At 70.7% G+C, this 16020-nt stretch carries 16 protein-coding genes and 1 pseudogene; 5 read left to right on the top strand and 12 right to left on the bottom strand.

The features are described from left to right. Positions 1–158: 158 nt before the first annotated feature. Genes PV363_RS06120 through PV363_RS06095 form a run of 6 tightly spaced genes read right to left on the bottom strand, consistent with a single transcriptional unit; the run spans position 159 to position 5957 of the window. On the bottom strand, positions 159–350 hold the full coding sequence (locus tag PV363_RS06120; protein ID WP_301021904.1) for a hypothetical protein: 192 nt from the start codon (positions 348–350) through the stop codon (positions 159–161). Next, entirely contained in the window at positions 337–1797 is a 1461-nt protein-coding gene (locus tag PV363_RS06115; RefSeq protein ID WP_301021903.1) for a carbohydrate ABC transporter permease, read from the bottom strand. The genes PV363_RS06120 and PV363_RS06115 overlap by 14 nt, the downstream gene beginning before the upstream one ends. Then, positions 1794–2786: a sugar ABC transporter permease gene (locus PV363_RS06110; RefSeq protein WP_220342270.1), complete on the bottom strand. Its 993-nt coding sequence runs from the start codon at positions 2784–2786 to the stop codon at positions 1794–1796. Before PV363_RS06110 ends, PV363_RS06115 begins: the two co-directional genes overlap by 4 nt. Then, positions 2783–4201 (bottom strand): N-acetylglucosamine/diacetylchitobiose ABC transporter substrate-binding protein, encoded by a 1419-nt coding sequence (gene ngcE, locus PV363_RS06105; protein WP_220342271.1) that lies wholly within the window; start codon positions 4199–4201, stop codon positions 2783–2785. Before ngcE ends, PV363_RS06110 begins: the two co-directional genes overlap by 4 nt. A 30-nt stretch (positions 4202–4231) precedes the next feature. Continuing rightward, positions 4232–4987: an SIS domain-containing protein gene (locus tag PV363_RS06100; protein WP_220342272.1), complete on the bottom strand. Its 756-nt coding sequence runs from the start codon at positions 4985–4987 to the stop codon at positions 4232–4234. Next, entirely contained in the window at positions 4980–5957 is a 978-nt protein-coding gene (locus PV363_RS06095) for a MurR/RpiR family transcriptional regulator (protein ID WP_301021902.1), read from the bottom strand. The genes PV363_RS06100 and PV363_RS06095 overlap by 8 nt, the downstream gene beginning before the upstream one ends. A 114-nt stretch (positions 5958–6071) precedes the next feature. Between PV363_RS06095 and PV363_RS06090 the strand changes: the two genes are divergently transcribed. Continuing rightward, the gene (locus tag PV363_RS06090; RefSeq protein ID WP_301021901.1) at positions 6072–7064 is read left to right on the top strand and encodes a BadF/BadG/BcrA/BcrD ATPase family protein; all 993 of its coding nucleotides are present in this window, start codon (positions 6072–6074) and stop codon (positions 7062–7064) included. Here PV363_RS06090 and PV363_RS06085 read toward each other — a convergent pair. Both PV363_RS06085 and PV363_RS06080 read right to left on the bottom strand, forming a co-directional pair. Then, positions 7056–7976 (bottom strand): GNAT family N-acetyltransferase, encoded by a 921-nt coding sequence (locus PV363_RS06085; protein WP_301021900.1) that lies wholly within the window; start codon positions 7974–7976, stop codon positions 7056–7058. The two genes, PV363_RS06090 and PV363_RS06085, sit on opposite strands and share 9 nt — an antisense overlap. Positions 7977–8010: 34 nt before the next feature. Next, positions 8011–9675, bottom strand: a complete 1665-nt coding sequence (locus PV363_RS06080; protein WP_301021899.1) for a DUF885 domain-containing protein — start codon at positions 9673–9675, stop codon at positions 8011–8013. Between the two features lie 103 nt (positions 9676–9778). On the opposite strand from PV363_RS06080, the gene PV363_RS06075 reads away from it, so the two are divergent. Next, a complete protein-coding gene (locus PV363_RS06075) occupies positions 9779–10291 on the top strand; it encodes a GNAT family N-acetyltransferase (RefSeq protein ID WP_301021898.1) in 513 nt (170 codons plus the stop codon). Between the two features lie 44 nt (positions 10292–10335). Here PV363_RS06075 and PV363_RS17945 read toward each other — a convergent pair. From PV363_RS17945 to PV363_RS06065, 3 genes and pseudogenes are all read right to left on the bottom strand, one after another. Next, positions 10336–10599, bottom strand: a pseudogene (locus PV363_RS17945) (DUF2809 domain-containing protein); the annotation flags it as partial. Beyond that, entirely contained in the window at positions 10596–11258 is a 663-nt protein-coding gene (locus PV363_RS06070) for a (2Fe-2S)-binding protein (protein ID WP_301021897.1), read from the bottom strand. The pseudogene PV363_RS17945 and the gene PV363_RS06070, both read right to left, overlap by 4 nt. After that, a complete protein-coding gene (locus PV363_RS06065) occupies positions 11255–11845 on the bottom strand; it encodes a class I SAM-dependent methyltransferase (RefSeq protein ID WP_301021896.1) in 591 nt (196 codons plus the stop codon). Before PV363_RS06065 ends, PV363_RS06070 begins: the two co-directional genes overlap by 4 nt. 149 nt (positions 11846–11994) lie before the next feature. Between PV363_RS06065 and PV363_RS06060 the strand changes: the two genes are divergently transcribed. Beyond that, positions 11995–12630 (top strand): maleylpyruvate isomerase N-terminal domain-containing protein, encoded by a 636-nt coding sequence (locus PV363_RS06060; protein ID WP_301021895.1) that lies wholly within the window; start codon positions 11995–11997, stop codon positions 12628–12630. 34 nt (positions 12631–12664) lie between these two features. Here PV363_RS06060 and PV363_RS06055 read toward each other — a convergent pair whose 3' ends face one another. Then, positions 12665–13258: a TetR/AcrR family transcriptional regulator gene (locus PV363_RS06055; protein WP_220342281.1), complete on the bottom strand. Its 594-nt coding sequence runs from the start codon at positions 13256–13258 to the stop codon at positions 12665–12667. A gap of 74 nt (positions 13259–13332) precedes the next feature. On the opposite strand from PV363_RS06055, the gene PV363_RS06050 reads away from it, so the two are divergent. Beyond that, positions 13333–14823, top strand: a complete 1491-nt coding sequence (locus PV363_RS06050; RefSeq protein ID WP_220342282.1) for an NAD(P)/FAD-dependent oxidoreductase — start codon at positions 13333–13335, stop codon at positions 14821–14823. After that, on the top strand, positions 14820–16020 hold a 1201-nt coding region (locus tag PV363_RS06045; RefSeq protein ID WP_301021894.1), incomplete at its 3' end, for a cytochrome P450. The genes PV363_RS06050 and PV363_RS06045, both read left to right, overlap by 4 nt.

The following is a 16020-nucleotide window of genomic DNA, read 5'->3' as shown; positions in this document are numbered from 1 at the left end:
TCGCCACCGAGGCCATGCCCGGCCTGGCCATCGGCAGGCAGCATCACCTGGAAGAACGTCCGCCACTTCCGTCGTACGCCGTGGCGAGCGTGTCGAGATCGACCAGCTCCTTCGGCTCTCCCGGCGAGCCGGCCCGTGGATCCACCACGCGGCCCAGCCTAGGTGTGGAGGACCTCCGCGTCCGGTGTGTGCAGCGGGCCGGTCGGGAGCAGCCGGGACTCGTCCGTCCAGGCCAGGACCCACCCGCCCTCGTGGACGCGCCCGGCGATCCGCAGGGTGTCGCCGAGACGAGGAGGTGCGTCGGACCCGACCTTCGTCGCCCACTGGTGGGTCACGTCACCGACCGCCACGCTGACGAGGGCCTCGTCCGGCTTCGCCAGCCGTGCCCAGTCGACCACCACCGCGTCGACGCCGTCGCGGCCGCGCAGGAGCGAGGGCAGGGCACGCGGCGTGAACCCGAGCGCGAGCCGGACCGCGCCGACCCAGATGCCCAAGAGCAGCCCGAAGAACAGCGACGCTCGCGGGACGCGGGTGACCCAGTCGACGCCCCGCTGCCAGACCGCGTACTCGGCGTCGGGGAGCTCGGCGGCAAGGACGGCCCGATCCTGACCGGGAAACACGACGACCTCGACCTTCTCGTTGAGGTCTGGAGCCACCTCGCTGACCGGGAACTCCGGCCTCCACAGCGACACGACGCGCCCGCCGGCCAGGCGCGCGTGCTCGTCGTCGGCGAGCGAGAAGGTGATCCCCGCCCCCGACCCCGAGTCGGCGGAACCGAGGTAGGTGGCCGTCGCCCGGGGCTCCGTCACTGCCAGGCGCTCCGCTCGCACCTGCATCCAGACGCTGTGGGCACCCGGCGACGGCCCCGAGGACACCCGACCCGGCGAGGAGCGCGGCGACGACACCGAGGACGACGCGACAGCGCAGTGCGCTCGGGAGGTGGGCGATCACGGCGTGACTGTAGCGGTCTCCGCCGGTCCGGCGGACGACGAAGCCGCTACTTGCTCGCCCCCTGGGACACCGAGAGGCGAACGCCGCCATCCCCTGCGACAGGACGTAGTTGTCCCGGTTGGTGTTGAGCGCGACCGGCAGCAAGAACTGGTTCCACAGCCCGAGGAAGTTGAAGATCGCCACCGACGCGATGCCCGGCTTGGCCATCGGGAGCATGACCTGGAAGAACTTCCGCCACTCCCCCGCACCGTCGATCTCCGCCGCCTCGGCGATCTCCTCGGGCAGCACCCGGAAGAACGGGTAGAGGAAGAAGACGGTGAACGGGAGGGCGAAGGCGACGTAGGTGATGATCAGCCCCGGCAGCGTGTTGAGGACACCGAAGCCCTTGAGCACGAAGAACAGCGGCACGATCGCGAGGAACACCGGGAACGTCAGCCCGGCCAGCATCATGTAGTAGATCAGGCGGTTGCCGGGGAAGGTGTAGCGCGCGAGCACGTAGGCGCACATCGACCCGAGCAGCATGACGAGCACCAGTGCCGTGCCGACCACCACGACGGTGTTGAGGAAGTAGCGGCCGATGCCCTCCGACGTCCAGGCCGAGACGTAGTTGTCGAAGCTCCAGGTCGCGGGCCAGGAGAACGGGGAGGAGAAGATCTCGTTGCTGGTCTTGAACGACGAGAGCAGCGTCCACAGCAGCGGGACGATGACCAGCAACGCCCAGAAGCCCAGCACGATGTGGGCGAGCGACGAGACCGCGCGATCGGCCTTGCGGCCGGGCGCGCCGCCCGCCGGGGCGGCGACCTCTCGCACGGACTCCTGTCGTGACGGCTCGGTGCTCGTCGTCATCGCCGTACCCCTTCCTGTCGGCCGCCCGCGAGGCGGTTCACGGTGAAGACGAGCGCCGCGAAGACGAGGGTCGCGATCGCCATGACCACACCCATCGCGCTCGCGAGCCCGAACTGGCCCTTCTCGAACGCGGTGAGAAGCAGTCGCTGCGGCATGACCAGCGTCGAGTTCTCCGGGCCACCGCCCGGGTTGAGCGCCGCCATGTAGACGAAGGCGTCGAGCGCGAGGATGCCTAGATAGATGTACGCCGTCTGGACGTTGTCCCGGATCAGGGGCAGCGTCACCGACAACGCCGTACGCAGGCGACCCGCGCCGTCGATCCGGGCGGCGTCGTACAGCTCGCCGGGCACGCTCTTGATCGCCGCGACGAACAGCACCATGTAGAACCCGACGAAGCCCCAGATGATGACGAACATCGACGCGGGCATCGCCGTACGCGCGTCACCGAGCCAGGGGTACGAGGCGAACCCGTCCAGCCCGATCCCGGTCAGCACACCGTTGAGCAACCCGTTGGACGGGTCGAACATCTGCAGCCAGATGAGCCCGATGACGATCGCCGGGATCGTGTACGGGAAGAACGAGATGACGCGGTAGAAGCTGGACCCCCTCAGGCCCCGGGTTGCTCCGTACGACGAGCCGCCGACCGTGATCATCGTGGCCAGTGCGAACGCCAGCACGACGGTCACGAACGGTACGACGATCGCCAGGTAGACGTTGTTGCGCAGCGACGTCATGAAGATGTCGTCGTCGAGCAGCTTCTGGTAGTTCTCCAGGCCGATGAAGTTCATGTCGGGCGTGAAGCCGGACCAGTCGGTCAGGGAGTACCAGAACGCCTGTACGAAGGGCCACACCACGAACACCGAGAAGATCGCGAGCGGCAGCACGAGGAACACCAGCACGAAGCTGATGCGGTCGAACGTCCAGGGCCGCCGCTTCTTCTTGCGCGGCTTCTCGGTGTCCGCGATGGGGACCAGAGGGGACTCGATCACGTGACGGGGATCTTCTTGATCGAGTCGTCCTCACGGACCTTGTCCGTGATGTCCTGCAGACGCGAGGTCAGCTCCTTCACGCTCGACTTGCCCGCGAGGAAGCTGTTCCAGACGACGAGCTGGTCGACGTTGGTGCCGTAGAGGTCGACGAACGTCCAGGTGAAGACGTTCGGGCCCGCCGCCTTGAGCATGTCGGTCTGCGACACGAGGGCGGTCGACCCGAAGCCGTCGGCGGGAACGGTGTCCTTGACGATGGTCGGCGCCAGCTTGGTCTTGGCGAAGTTGGTCGCCGCCTCCTTCGAGAGCATCGTCCGCAACAGCTCCTTGCCGCCGGGGACGTTCTTGCCCTTCGACGGCACCTGGAACGGCTCACCTGCCGCAGCGTGCAAGGCCTCCCACGGCATCGCCGAGCTGTCGTCGACGACCATCTCGGGGAAGCCCTTCATGTCGAAGCCGGCCTTCGTCTGGTCCTTCATCTCGTTCTCGATCCAGGACCCGGACGGGTAGAGCAGCGCGTCCTGGTTGTTGCTCCACTGCGCCTGGGCGGCCGTGAACTGCGTGCCCGCACCGCCGGGCTTCATGTAGCCGCGGTCCACGATCGTGCCCATGGCCTCGAAGACCGCCTGCACCGCCGGCTTCGACCAGCAGTTGGCCTCGAGGTTCTCCAGCGCCAGCCGGACCTCGTCGCCGCCCTGCTTGATCGCCGACCCGATCGCCATCGTCTGGTAGTAGGTCGCCGCCTCCTTGCCCCACAGGAAGAGGTACTTGCCGGCCTTCTTCGCCTCCGCGCCGAGCGCGATGGCCTCGTCCCACGTCTTCGGAGGCGTCCACCCGTTCTTCTCGAACAGGCTCGAGGAGTACCAGACGGCGTACACCGTCATCACGTAGTTGAGCGCGGCGAACTTGCCGTCGAACGTGCCGGGCGCCTCGATGCCCTCGTACAGGGTGTCCCGGATCTTCGTCCCCTCGAGGTTCTCCGCGTCCAGGACGTCGGAGAGGTCCTCCACCTGGTCGAGGATCGTGGCGAAGCCGATCGAGTTCTCGCCGGAGTTGTCGATCAGGTCGGGCGGGTCGCCGGCGACGAAGCGCGGCTGCAGCTCCTGGGAGATCTCGGTGGTCGGCGAGACCTTGACCGTCGATCCCTTGTGGTTCTTCTGCATGATCGTCGCCGCGAAGGCGACGTAGTCGGTGCCGTAGCCGCCGTCGAAGATCACCGCGTCGGTGGTCGAGTCGGCGGCCATCCCGAACGGGTTGTCCTCGCTCTTCTTGCCGCCCTTGGTGGAGCTGTCGTTGTCGGAGTCGTTGCTGCTCCCGGCGCAGGCGGCCAGCGCGCTGCTCAGCGGCAGCACCGCCGCCGCGGCCAACGCGCCCCGTAGCAGGGTGCGCCGGTCGACCGTCTTCTTCTCGATACTCATCTGGAGTGCCTTCCCTGTGGTGGTGTGGTGTCAGGCATGGCGCCGGAGCCGGTCGCCGTACTGGTCCTCGAGCTGGTGGTTGTGGTCGTCGCCGCCGGGGATGTTGGCGGAGAGGTAGATGGGCGGCACCGAGCCGGCTGCCGCGAGGCGCTCGGAGACGCCGATCGTCAGCAGCTGCGCGATGAACGCGGCGGTCAGGGACGAGACCGCGCCGACGCCGATGTCGCCGTCGAGCGTCAGTGTGGTGTCTCCGTACGGGGCGAGGTTGTCGATCACGACGTCGGCGACCTCGCTGAGGCGCTTGCCGCTCGGGTGCTTGGGGGTGACGCGCGAGGTGTGCTCGATGCTCGTCACCGCGATGACAGGGTTGCCGTGCTCCTTCGCCAGCAGGGCGAGGCCGACGATCGACCCGTTGACGCCGGAGTTGGAGGCGATGACGAAGACGTCGTTCGGATCTGCCTTCGTGATCTCCCACAGCTCCTCGACGACCGACGGGTCACGCTCGAGCTTCGGGTCGCTCAGGACCGAGACGTCCTGGCTGCCGAACAGGGCGACGTCACGCAGGGCGAGGTTGGCCGTGGGGATCAGGCCACCGGCACGGCCGGCGATCTCCATCGCGAACGCCTGCGAGTGGCCGGTGCCGAAGGCCTGCACGATCCCGCCGGCCTGGAGCGCGGTCGTGATCAGCTCGATCGCCGGGTCCAGCCCGCCGTCGTCGGCCAGCCTCGCGAGCTGCTCGAGCCGGCTCGTGGTCTCGTGCAGGAACTGCTGGGAGGTGTCAGACATGCGTCTCGCTTCCGGTGCTGTCGGAGGTCGGGCGGGCGGATCGGGCAGATCGGGCGGCTCGGGACCTGATGGACCGGCGGTGCGGGAGCACCGCCATCGCGGAGGCTGCGAGCTTGGTCGTCGTCCGCGCGAAGTCCTGCTGGGCGACGAGCAGGTAGATCAGGTCGAGGAGGAAGAGCTGCGAGTGCTTGGCGGAGAGGTCATCGGGCTGGAGATACTCCTCCGGGGCCGCGGCGACGACGTGCTCGTGGGCGACGCTGGCCAGCGGGGAGTCGGGGTTGTTGGTGAGGGCGACCGCGTACGCGCCCGACGAGTGCGCCTGGGCAAGCATCTGGATGGTCTCGAGGGTGCGTCCGGTGTTGGAGATCCCGATGGCGACGCTGTGCTCGTCCTGGATCGAGGCGCTCGCCAGGCCCGCGTGCACCTCGGACCAGGCGTGGACGTTGATCCCGATCCGGTAGAGGCGCGACTGCAGCTCGTCGGCCATCAGCCCGCTGCCACCGATCCCGTAGATGTCGAGGTGCTGGCAGCCTGCGATCGCGGTGGCGATGCGATCGATCTGGGGGAGGTCCACCGAGCTGGCGGTCGCCTGGACCGAGCGGGTGTGCGCGTGCAGGAGGGAGTGGAGGATGTCGTGGGAGGAGTCCTCGGGGTCGAACGCCCGCCCGATGTCGGTGTGCCACGAGGCTTGGACGTCGCCCCGTCCCACGTCGGCCGCCACCCCCACCCGCAGCGGCACGTAGCCGGAGTAGCCGATCAGCCGGCAGAACCTGGTGACTGTCGCGGGCGAGGTGCCGGCGCGGGCAGCGAGCTCGGTGATGGAGAGCTCGAGCGGCGCGGTGGGCTGCTCGAGGAGGAGCGCGGCGATCTTTGCCATGGCGCTCGACATCCGCGGGCGTCTAGCCTGGATCCGCTCGGCCACCCCGAGCGCGCTCGGCATCCCTGGCGCGGTGTCTGTGCGAGCGTCCATGCCTGCTCTCCGTGAAAATCCATCTCAGAGACTTGGAAATCGGTTGAAAACTATTCCCACCAGGCGTGTGTGGTCAATGTCACATGCGGTTTCGGATCGATAACGATGTCTGTCGTGCTCGCTGTCGATGCCGGAGGAACCTCCACGCGCGCCGTCCTGGTGGACATGTCCGGACGGTCCCTGGGCTATGGCCGGTCCGGCGGCGGCAACCCTGTCTCGTCCGGCCGCGCCGCGGCCGCTGAGTCCCTGGCGGAGGCGGTCGGCGGGGCTCTGGGCACCGCCGGTGTCGCGGCGTCCTCGGTCTCGTCGGTGACGATCGCGATGGCCGGGGCGGCGACCCACCTGCCTCCCGCCGACCCGAGCAACGACGCGATCGGGGACGCGCTCGGGGCCTGCGGAGTGGTCGCACCGTTCGCCCTCCGCTCCGACCTCCTGGCGATGTTCTGCGCAGGGACCCCCGACCTCGACGGCTACGCGATGGTCGCCGGCACCGGCGCCGCCGCGATCCGCGTCAGAGGCGGACAGGTCGAGCGTGCTGTCGACGGCATGGGGTGGTTGCTCGGTGACTCGGGGTCCGGGTTCTGGATCGGCCACGCGGTCGCCCGCGCGGTCGTCGCCGACGTCGACGGCCGCGGCCCCTCGACCCCGATGACGCCGGCGCTGCTCGGGATGCTCGACCTCACCCCGACGGAGACGACCAGGACCGTCCCGCGCGCACCTGCGCTCCAGCAGCTCGTCGACGTCGTGTACGCGATGCGACCGGTGCGGCTCGCCCAGTTCGCCCCGCTGGCCTTCGCCTATCCCCGGGACCCGATCGCCCGGCAGATCGTGGACGAGGCTGTCGGCGCCCTCGCGAGGACCATCACCGCCGCGGTCGTCCCGGACGTCGACGGTCCGCTCGTCCTCGGTGGCAGCGTGCTGCTCCGGCAGGAGGAGGTCTCGACCGCGGTCGAGAAGACATGGCGCGCGCGCGGTCGTACGGGCGCCGCCCACCTGGTCGAGGACGGCACCGCGGGTGCGGCCGTCCTCGCCCTCCGCGACGGCGGCACCGTGGTCGACGGTGAGGTGTTCGGGCGCCTGGTCAGCAGCCTTGCCGCATTACGCTGACGCGTCGCTGCCCGCGTCCAGCGGCTTGCGGAGCGCGAGGAACGTGCGCCCCGGCACGGCGCCGACCGTCCGGGCGTAGAAGTCGACCGGCCCCACCCAGGCGATCTCGCACGAGGTGCGTCCGGCGTCGACGTAGTCCGACAGGCACGCACGCAGGAGTGCGGACCCGACGCCCCTGCCCCGCGCCGCGGGCGAGGAGCCCATCGGCCCGAACCACCCGGCGCGGTTGGTGTCGTACGCGGCGAAGCCGAGGTAGGCGCCGTCCTCGACCGCCACGAAGCAGCTGACGGGCTGCCGCAGCAGCGCCGCCCCCGCCTCTGCCGCCCACGTCTCGCCCCAGGTCTCGCGCATCCACGCCTCGAACGCCGGCCACTCCTCGAGTCTCAGCCGACGCAGCGCGACCGACGCGGGGGTGGCCGCACGGACGAGGTCGACGTGGGTGGCGAGATCGACGTCCAGGTTGGTCGCCGGTGGCCCGTCTGGCGGCTCGTAGCCGCACGCGGCGAAGAACGCGGTCGTGCCCTCGTCCGCGGTGTCGACGCCCGGCCACCAGTACGCGGGGGCGCTCCCGCCCGCCTGGATGCCGGTCGCGCCACGCGCGGCCGCAGCCTCCTCGAGCGCGGTCATGAGCAGGCGACCCACCCCGGAGCGCCGGTGCCCCTCCCCCACGACGACCACCGTCACGTACGCACGGACCGTCCCGTCGCGCTCGGCGACACTGCCGAAGGCTCCCCCGACGACCTCACCGCCGCGCTCGGCGACGAACGCCAGACGCTGGTCGTCGAGGGCTCCCCACAGGAGGTGCTCCAGACCGCCGGTGTCGTCGCCCGCGTCGTCGGGGAGGCCTGCGCGCAGCAGGTCGAGGACGGCGGTGCGGTCGTCGGCGGCCGCGGGGCGGACGGTGGTCGTCATGGACGCCGACCCTAGGCGCTGGGGCTGCGGGCCGTCAGCCCAGCAGCGCGCGGCGCAGCGTCCCGAGGCCGACGATGCCCATCGCGAGCGCCCTCGAGTGGAACTCCTTGAGGTCGGCCACGCCGGGGCCGCCGTGTTGGTCGACCCATGCCTCGCGGAGCTGCTCCCAGAGACGCTGACCGACCTTGTAGGACGGCGCCTGCCCCGGCCAGCCCAGATAGCGGTCGACCTCGAAGCGGACGAACGCCTCGTCCATGTTGACGTGCTCGAGCATGAACGGGAGCGCGTCGTCGCCGGTCCACCGTCCGCTCCTGTCGGGCTTCGGCAGGCCGAGGTGGACGCCGATGTCGACGACGACCCGCGCCGCGCGCATCCGCTGACCGTCGAGCATCCCGAACCGGTCCGCCGGTTCGTCGAGATAGCCGAGGTCGGCCATCAGCCGCTCGGCGTAGAGCGCCCACCCCTCGCCGTGCCCGCTGTTCCAGTTCAGACGCCGCCAGCCGTTCAGCTCGGCGCTGTTGTAGGTCGCGAGACCCACCTGGAGGTGATGGCCGGGGACGCCCTCGTGGTAGACGGTCGTCAGCTCGCGCCAGGCGTCGAACTCGGTGACGCCCTCGGGCACCGCCCACCACATCCGCCCCGGCCGCGTGAAGTCCTCGGTCGGGCCGGTGTAGTAGATGCCGCCGTCGTGCGTCGGAGCGAGGCAGCACTCGAGGCGGCGCAGCGGCTCGGGGATGTCGAAGTGGGTGGCACCGAGCTCGGCGACGGCGCGGTCGCTGGTCGTCTGCATCCAGGCCTGGAGGGCGTCGGTGCCCTTCAGGCGTCTGTCCGTGTCGGACTCGAGGTGGGCGACGGCCTCGATGACGCTCGCCCCGGGAAGGATCCGGTCGGCCAGCGCCTCCTGCTCGGCCACCATCCGGGCGAGCTCCTCGACCCCCCAGGCGTAGGTCTCCTCGAGGTCGACCTCGACGCCGATGAAGCCGCGGGAGGCGAGGGCGTACCGCTCGCGTCCTACGCCGTCGGCGGTCGGCGCCGCCGGGGCCAGCTCGTCGTCGAGGAACCGGGCGAGCCCGGCGTACGCCTCCGCCGCGGCACGCGCGCCGCGCTCCAGGTCGGCCGTCAGCGAGTCGGGCGCGGTCGACGATTCGACCAGGCGCGCGAAGTAGCCGTCCGGCGCCGCGTGGCCGCGCGCCTGCTCGGCGACCGCCCACGCCTGCCGTACGGCCGGCATGGTGCCCGCCGCGATGCCGGCACGGAGGGAGGCGACGTAGCCGTCGATCGCCGCGGGGACGTTCGCGAGGCGCTTGGCGACGTGGTCCCAGTCAGCCTCGGTCGCCGTCGGCATCAGGTCGAAGATCTCGCGGACGGCCTGCGCGGGGGAGGCGATGACGTTGAGGTTGCGCTGCCACTCCCCGGCGTCGTGACGCTCGACCTCGAGCTCGAGGGTGCGGACGAGCTCGTCGCGGGTGATCTCGTCGGTCGCGTCGCGCACCTCCGTCGTACGGACCTGCGCGAGCGTGCGGCGCACCGCATCGACGTGGGCCTCGGCCCCCTCCGGCGAGAGATCGGTGTAGTCGCCTTCGCGACCGGGTCGGCCCAGCTCGACGTGGAGCTCGGGGTTGAGACCGAGGAGCTCGTCCAACCATGAGTCGGCGAGCTGGTCCATCGGTGTTGCGGTCCGAGAGATGGAAGAACTCATGGAACGAACGTACCTACCGCCCCGTGCGGGGCCGTGCGGGTGGCCCGGCGCAACGTCGCCGGGTCGGCGCCGCCGGACACGCGGCACCCCTAGCCTGACCAGCATGAGTCCGCAGCTGCGTCCCGCACGCGTGGAGGACGCGTCGACGCTGGCGAAGATCTGGCACGAGGGTTGGGGCGACGGCCATCTCGGCCAGGTCCCGGACGCGCTGGTGGCGGCACGGACCTCGGCGTCGTTCGAGGAGCGCACGCTCGCCCGGATCGCCGACATGACGGTCGCCGTGGTCGACGACACGGTGGCGGGGTTCGTGATCGTGGCCGGTGACGAGGTCGAGCAGGTCTACGTCGACCGCGCGTACCGGGGCCGCGTCGTCGCCCCTGTGCTGCTCGCGGAGGCCGAGCGGCAGGTCGCCGCAGCCGGTCACACCCGCTCGTGGCTCGCGGTTGCCCCCGGCAACCTGCGGGCGCGACGCTTCTACGAGCGGTCCGGGTGGGTCGACGCCGGCGGCTTCACGTACGAGGCAGAGGTCGCCGGGGGCCGGTTCCCCGTGCCGTGCCGCCGGTACGAGAAGCAGGTCGCACAGAGCACGCCACCCAGCGCCGCGCCGACGGCGTAACACAGCAGATCCGGTGCCCAGAACGTCGTCCCCAGCACGAGACGTGCCGCGGGCACGCGTTCGGCCATCGCCGCCGGCACGCCGGTGAGCTGGAAGAGCTCGACGGCGACGCACACCGCGAAGCCGACGAGCGTCGCCACGAGAGGCGACGTCCGCGGCCGGACAGCCACGACGACCAGGACGACGACGGTCGCGTAGAGCGTGTCCCCGAGCGGCCCGGCAAGCGGTGCGGGCGCGACGACCCGCGCGGCCAGTCCGGCCGCGACCACACCGAGGACGGCGACCGAGATCGCAATGCGGGAGCTCATCGCGTCAGGACGCAGTCGCCGCAGTAGCCGCCGCCCGGCACGCGGTAGTAGAGGCAGCACGACCGCCGGACAAAGGTGCCGCGGACGACGTCGCCGGTGCCGGCGTACGGAGGTCGGCCGAGCGTGGCGAGGGCGAACGCGGTGGCCGCGGGCACGAGGTCGGGCCGGCTCGCCCGCAGGCCCGCGACCGCTCCGAACAGCGCGGAGGACACGTTGCCCCAGAGGATCATGCGTGAGAGTCCGAAGCCGGTGGCGAAGCGGTCCACGAGGAAGGAGAGGGCCTCGTCGAGTCCCCCCGGCTGGCCGGCGCGCTCGACCGCAAGCGGCCAGGGTCCCGTCTCGAACGGCCGCCACCACACCGTGTCCAGCGCCAGCGGCGGGGCCGCCACCCCGAGTGCCGCCGCGCCGACGACCGGGGACAGCAGCCGGGAGAACAGCCCGAGCGACACCGTCGATGCCGCCACCCGCTCCTCGACCTCACCACCGGCGAGCCCGGCCAGGGACGCGCGGGTGTATGCGGTCCGCTCCTCCAGCGGCCCCGGCTGCAGCAGATCCTCGAACGGACGCCATCCCGCGGCGGCAGGGTCGGCGGGCGCCGGGTCGAGCGAGAAGTACGGCCCGAGCGAGGCCAGCGCCGTACGCCAATCGTCCCCCGTCACTCGGGGACGCGCAGGAGCGTGACGGCGAAGTCGGCGTCGTCGTCGTACGGCACGAGGTCCCACGTCGCGAACCGTTGCTCGACGACGAGGCCGACCGCAGCGGCGTCGACGTCCAGGTCCGCAGGCCCGTACGGCCGGTCGGTCCGGAAGCCGAGCACGATCCGGCCACCGGGGCGGACGTGCACCCGCAGGCGTTCGAGCACGGCGCGCTCCGACCCGGGGGCGAGGAAGATCATCACGTTGCCCGCGCACACGGCGAGGTCGAACGGGTCGCCGGGGTGGTCCAGCGTGGCGAGGTCGGCGACCCGCCAGTCCGGACCGGGATGGTCCTCCTCTGCGGCCGCGATGAGTGCGGGGTCGACGTCGACGCCCACCACGTCGTGGCCGGCGGTGTGCAGACGCGCCGCGATCCGCCCAGGACCGCAGCCGGCGTCCAGGATCCGAGCACCCGGCGGGACCAGCGCGTTCACGAGACGGGCCTCACCGCCGAGATCCACACCCTCGCGCTCCATGGTGCGGAAGCGATCGATGTACCACTGGGAGTGCCCGTCGGAGGTGTCGGTGAACCAGCGTGGCGTCGAGGTCATGCCCTCATCCTGCCGCCGTGTCCGCCGTCACCCCACCCCGCCCGGTGTGACGAGCGCGAGGGCGGGTGGCGCGCCGCAGTCCCGTCATCACCACGGACGTGCCCGCGTCGGAGGTCGTCCCCGTGCAGTCCCGCCTAGGATCGCGTCGCATGGACTCCTGCGACGACGCCTTCGTGACCGCAGCGCACCTCGCCCTCGACCTCGTGACGCGGCCCGAGGTCGCGAGCCGTTGGGACGCGCGGAGCGCGCTGCCCGAGATGACGGTCGGGATGCTGGCCTGCCACCTCGGGAGGCAGAGTGCGCGTGCCGCCGAGGTCCTCGTGATGGACTCACCAGACGCTCCGCTGCGCGACGCCGGTGAGCACTACCGGCGCGCCGCCTGGGTGCGCACGACGGATCTCAGCGATCCGGCGCACGACCGGAGCACCGACGCGGACGAGGCGTCGCAGGGGTTCGCAGCGATGCGGGACCGGTGCAGCGACACCGTCAGCGCCGTAGGCCGGCTGTTGCGGGACGGCGGCGCGGCGGAGGTCGTCGCGATCCCGTGGCAGGGCTGGAGTCTGCGGCGCCCCGACTTCCTGCTCACGCGGATGGTCGAGATCGTCGTGCACGCCGACGACCTCGCTCGGAGCATCGACGTGCCGACGCCGCCGTTCCCCGACGACGTCTACCTGCCCGTCCTCCACCTGCTGGCCGAGCTCGCGACCGAGCGGCACGGCCAGGCCGCGATCATCAGCGCTCTCACGCGCCGCGAGCGGATGCCGGACACGGTCAGCGCGTTCTGAGCTCGGCGGTCGTCGCGGCGCTGGGTGGTTGACCTCAGTCCGCGTCCGGGGGGAGCAGCAGCGAGCGGATCGTGGCGGTGAACGCATGCACGTCCAGGCCCGGGTCGAGCGACCGCTGCGCGCCGAGGCCGATGCCGAGGCTCAGGAGGACGAGCGCGACCTGGTCGGCCGGCAGCGCGAGGCGCATCCCGGTGCGGTGCTGGAGCTCCACGAGCAGCGAGGCGATGGAGGCGCGGATCTGCCGGTGCCGGGTCGCGAGCTCGGTGGCGACGAACGGGCTGGTCCGCACGACCGCCGCGAACTCGACCTCGAGCGCCGTCCAGCGCGGTTGTCCGAGACGCACCTTCAGCCATCCCTCGAGGGCGTGCAGTGCGTCCTCGTACGCCGTGGCGATGCTGAGTGCCTCGACGACCTCGGCCACCATCTCGCGGTGGATCTCGTCGAGGACGGCGAGCCCGAGCTCCTCCTTGCTCTTGAAGTTCGAGTAGACCGCGCCCTTGGAGAACCCGGCCTCGACGGCAACCCGGTCGAGGCTCGTGGCGGCGAAGCCGTCGTGGAGGAAGAGGGATCGTGCGGTGCCGACCAGTGCCTCACGCGTCTGCGCCTGGCGTTCTGCTCGTGTGGGCATCGACCTCTCCTGCCGGGAAAGAATGTGACATCAAGAGTGTTGCATCCCTCTCGGATACCATTAGTATCTGAGTCGTGATCACCCAAGATATCGTCATCGTCGGCTCCGGCTTCTCCGGTATGGGCATGGCCATGAAGCTCGAGGAGGCCGGTCGCGACGACTTCGTGATCCTCGAGAAGGCCGACGAGGTCGGGGGCACCTGGCGCGACAACACCTACCCGGGGTGCGAGTGCGACGTCCCGAGCCACATGTACTCGTTCTCGTACGAGCTCAACCCGCGCTGGTCGAAGTCGTTCTCCGGCCAGGCCGAGATCTGGGACTACATGCGCAAGGTCGCCGACGAGCGCGGCATCCGCAAGCGCATCCACTTCGGCAAGGAGGTCGTCGGAGCGCACTGGGACGACGACCGCCGCCGCTGGCAGATCCACACCGCCGACGGCGACGTGTACGACGCGCGCGTCCTCGTCTCCGGCATGGGCGGGCTCCACATCCCCAACGTGCCGTACATCGACGGTGCCGAGACCTTCGCCGGTGCACGCTTCCACTCCGCCGAGTGGGACCACGACCTCGACCTCCGTGGCAAGCGGATCGCCGTGATCGGCACCGGGGCGAGCGCCGTCCAGTTCGTGCCCATCATCGCCGAGCAGGCCTCGCACCTCACCCTGTTCCAGCGCACCGCTCCGTGGGTGCTGCCCAAGCGCGACAAGCCGATCAGCCCGCGCAAGCAGGCGTTCCTGCAGAAGGTCCCGGGCGCGAACCGCGCCTACCGCGACGCGCTCTACTGGGCGCTGGAGTCCCGCGCGATCACGTTCAACGGACACGTGCCCGCCATCTTGCGGATCGCCGAGCGTGTCGTCGCGGCGCACATCGCCCGGCAGGTCCCGGACCCGGCCCTGCGAGAGAAGCTCACCCCCGACTACCGGCTGGGATGCAAGCGCGTCCTCCAGTCGAACGACTACTACCGGACCTTCAACCGCGACGACGTCACGCTCGAGACGACCGGCATCGCCCGGATCGTGCCGGAGGGTGTCGTCGACCTCGCGGGCACGCTGCACGAGGCCGACGTGATCGTCTACGGCACCGGCTTCCACGTCGTCGACGCCTACGACCACCTCGACATCCGGGGACGCGGCGGCGTACAGCTGTCGGACCAGTTCGCCGAGGGCGGCGTGGAGACCTACCTCGGCATCAACGTCAACAACTTCCCCAACCTGTTCCTGATGCTCGGCCCCAACACGGCCCTCGGTCACAACTCCGTGGTGTTCATGATCGAGCAGCAGGCGAAGTACATCGTTCGCTCCCTCAGCACGATGGACAGGCTGCGGGCCGACGCCATGGAGCCGACCCGGCTCGCGCAGGACGCGTACAACGCCGACATCCAGGCCCGAGTCACGAAGGGCATCTGGACCCAGGGCGGCTGCACCAGCTGGTATCTCGACTCCCAGGGCAACAACCGCACGATCTGGCCGAAGTTCACCTTCCAGTACTGGTGGGAGACCCGGACGGTCCGCGAGCAGGACTACGTGTTCGCGCGGGCGCGCCGAGACGAGCCGGTCGCGGCATGAGCCTGCCCCCCGGCCCGCGCTGGCCGGCCTCGGTCCAGACGGTGGCCTTCCTCGGGTTCCGGACGCCGTTCATGCGGATGCTCGTACGGCGCTACGGGCCGGCGTACACGATCCGCATCCATCCCGGCCCTCGTACGATCGCGACGATCAGCGCTCCGGAGCACATCAAGCAGGTCTTCGCCGGCGACCCCCGCGACCTCCATGCCGGCGAGGGAAACCAGGTGCTGCGTCCGGTGATGGGCGAGCACTCGGTCCTGCTCACCGACGAGGCCGAGCACATGCGCGCCCGCAAGCTCCTCATGCCGGCCTTCAACGGCGCGTCCCTGCGGGGCTACCGCGGTCTCGTCGAGTCGCTCGCCAAGGAGGAGGTCGACCGCTGGCACGACGGCGAGCGCCTCGTGACCCACGAGCGCATGAACGCCCTCACGCTCGAGGTGATCCTCCAGGTGGTCTTCGGCGTCACCGACGAGAAGACGCTCGGCGCCCTGCGCCCCCGCATCCGCCGGATGGTCGAGATCGGACCGACGATGTTCGTCGGCTGGATCTTCCCGAGGCTGAGGTCACTCGGGCCTTGGAAGCGCTACTTCGACAACCAGGCGGCGGTCGACCGCATCCTGTACGCCGAGATCGCCGCGCGCCGTCAGGTGTCGGACCTCGATGCGCGCACCGACGTGCTGTCGCGCCTCCTCCAGGTCGGCGTCGAGGGAGACCTGGCACCCCTCACCGACGCCGAGCTGCGAGACCAGCTCGTCACCCTCCTCCTCGCCGGCCACGAGACGACCGCGTCGGCGCTCTCGTGGACGCTGTACGAGCTGGGCGCCAACCCCGACGTCCAGGAGGAGGCGCTCCGCGCCGCCGACACCGGTGACGACGCGTTCGTGGAGGCCTGCCTCAAAGAAGCGATGCGGCGGCACCCCGTGATCGACTCGGTGGCCCGGCGTCTGACCACACCGCAGCGGGTCGGGCCGTGGGACCTGCCGGCCGGCACGGTCGTCTCGCCGTCGATCGCGGGCGCCCACTTCACCTACGCCAGCTTCCCTGAGCCTGCACGCTTCCGGCCGCGCCGGTTCCTCGACGACGACATCGCGCCCGGCACGTGGATCCCGTTCGGGGGCGGCGTGCGACGCTGCCTCGGAGCCGGCTTCTCGCTGATGGAAGGGACGGCGGTGCTCAAGGAGATCCTGACGCGCTACCGCG

The organism is Mumia sp. (genome assembly GCF_028803055.1).
Classification (GTDB): Bacteria; Actinomycetota; Actinomycetes; order Propionibacteriales; family Nocardioidaceae; genus Mumia.
This window is presented reverse-complemented; position numbering and strand designations above follow the sequence as displayed.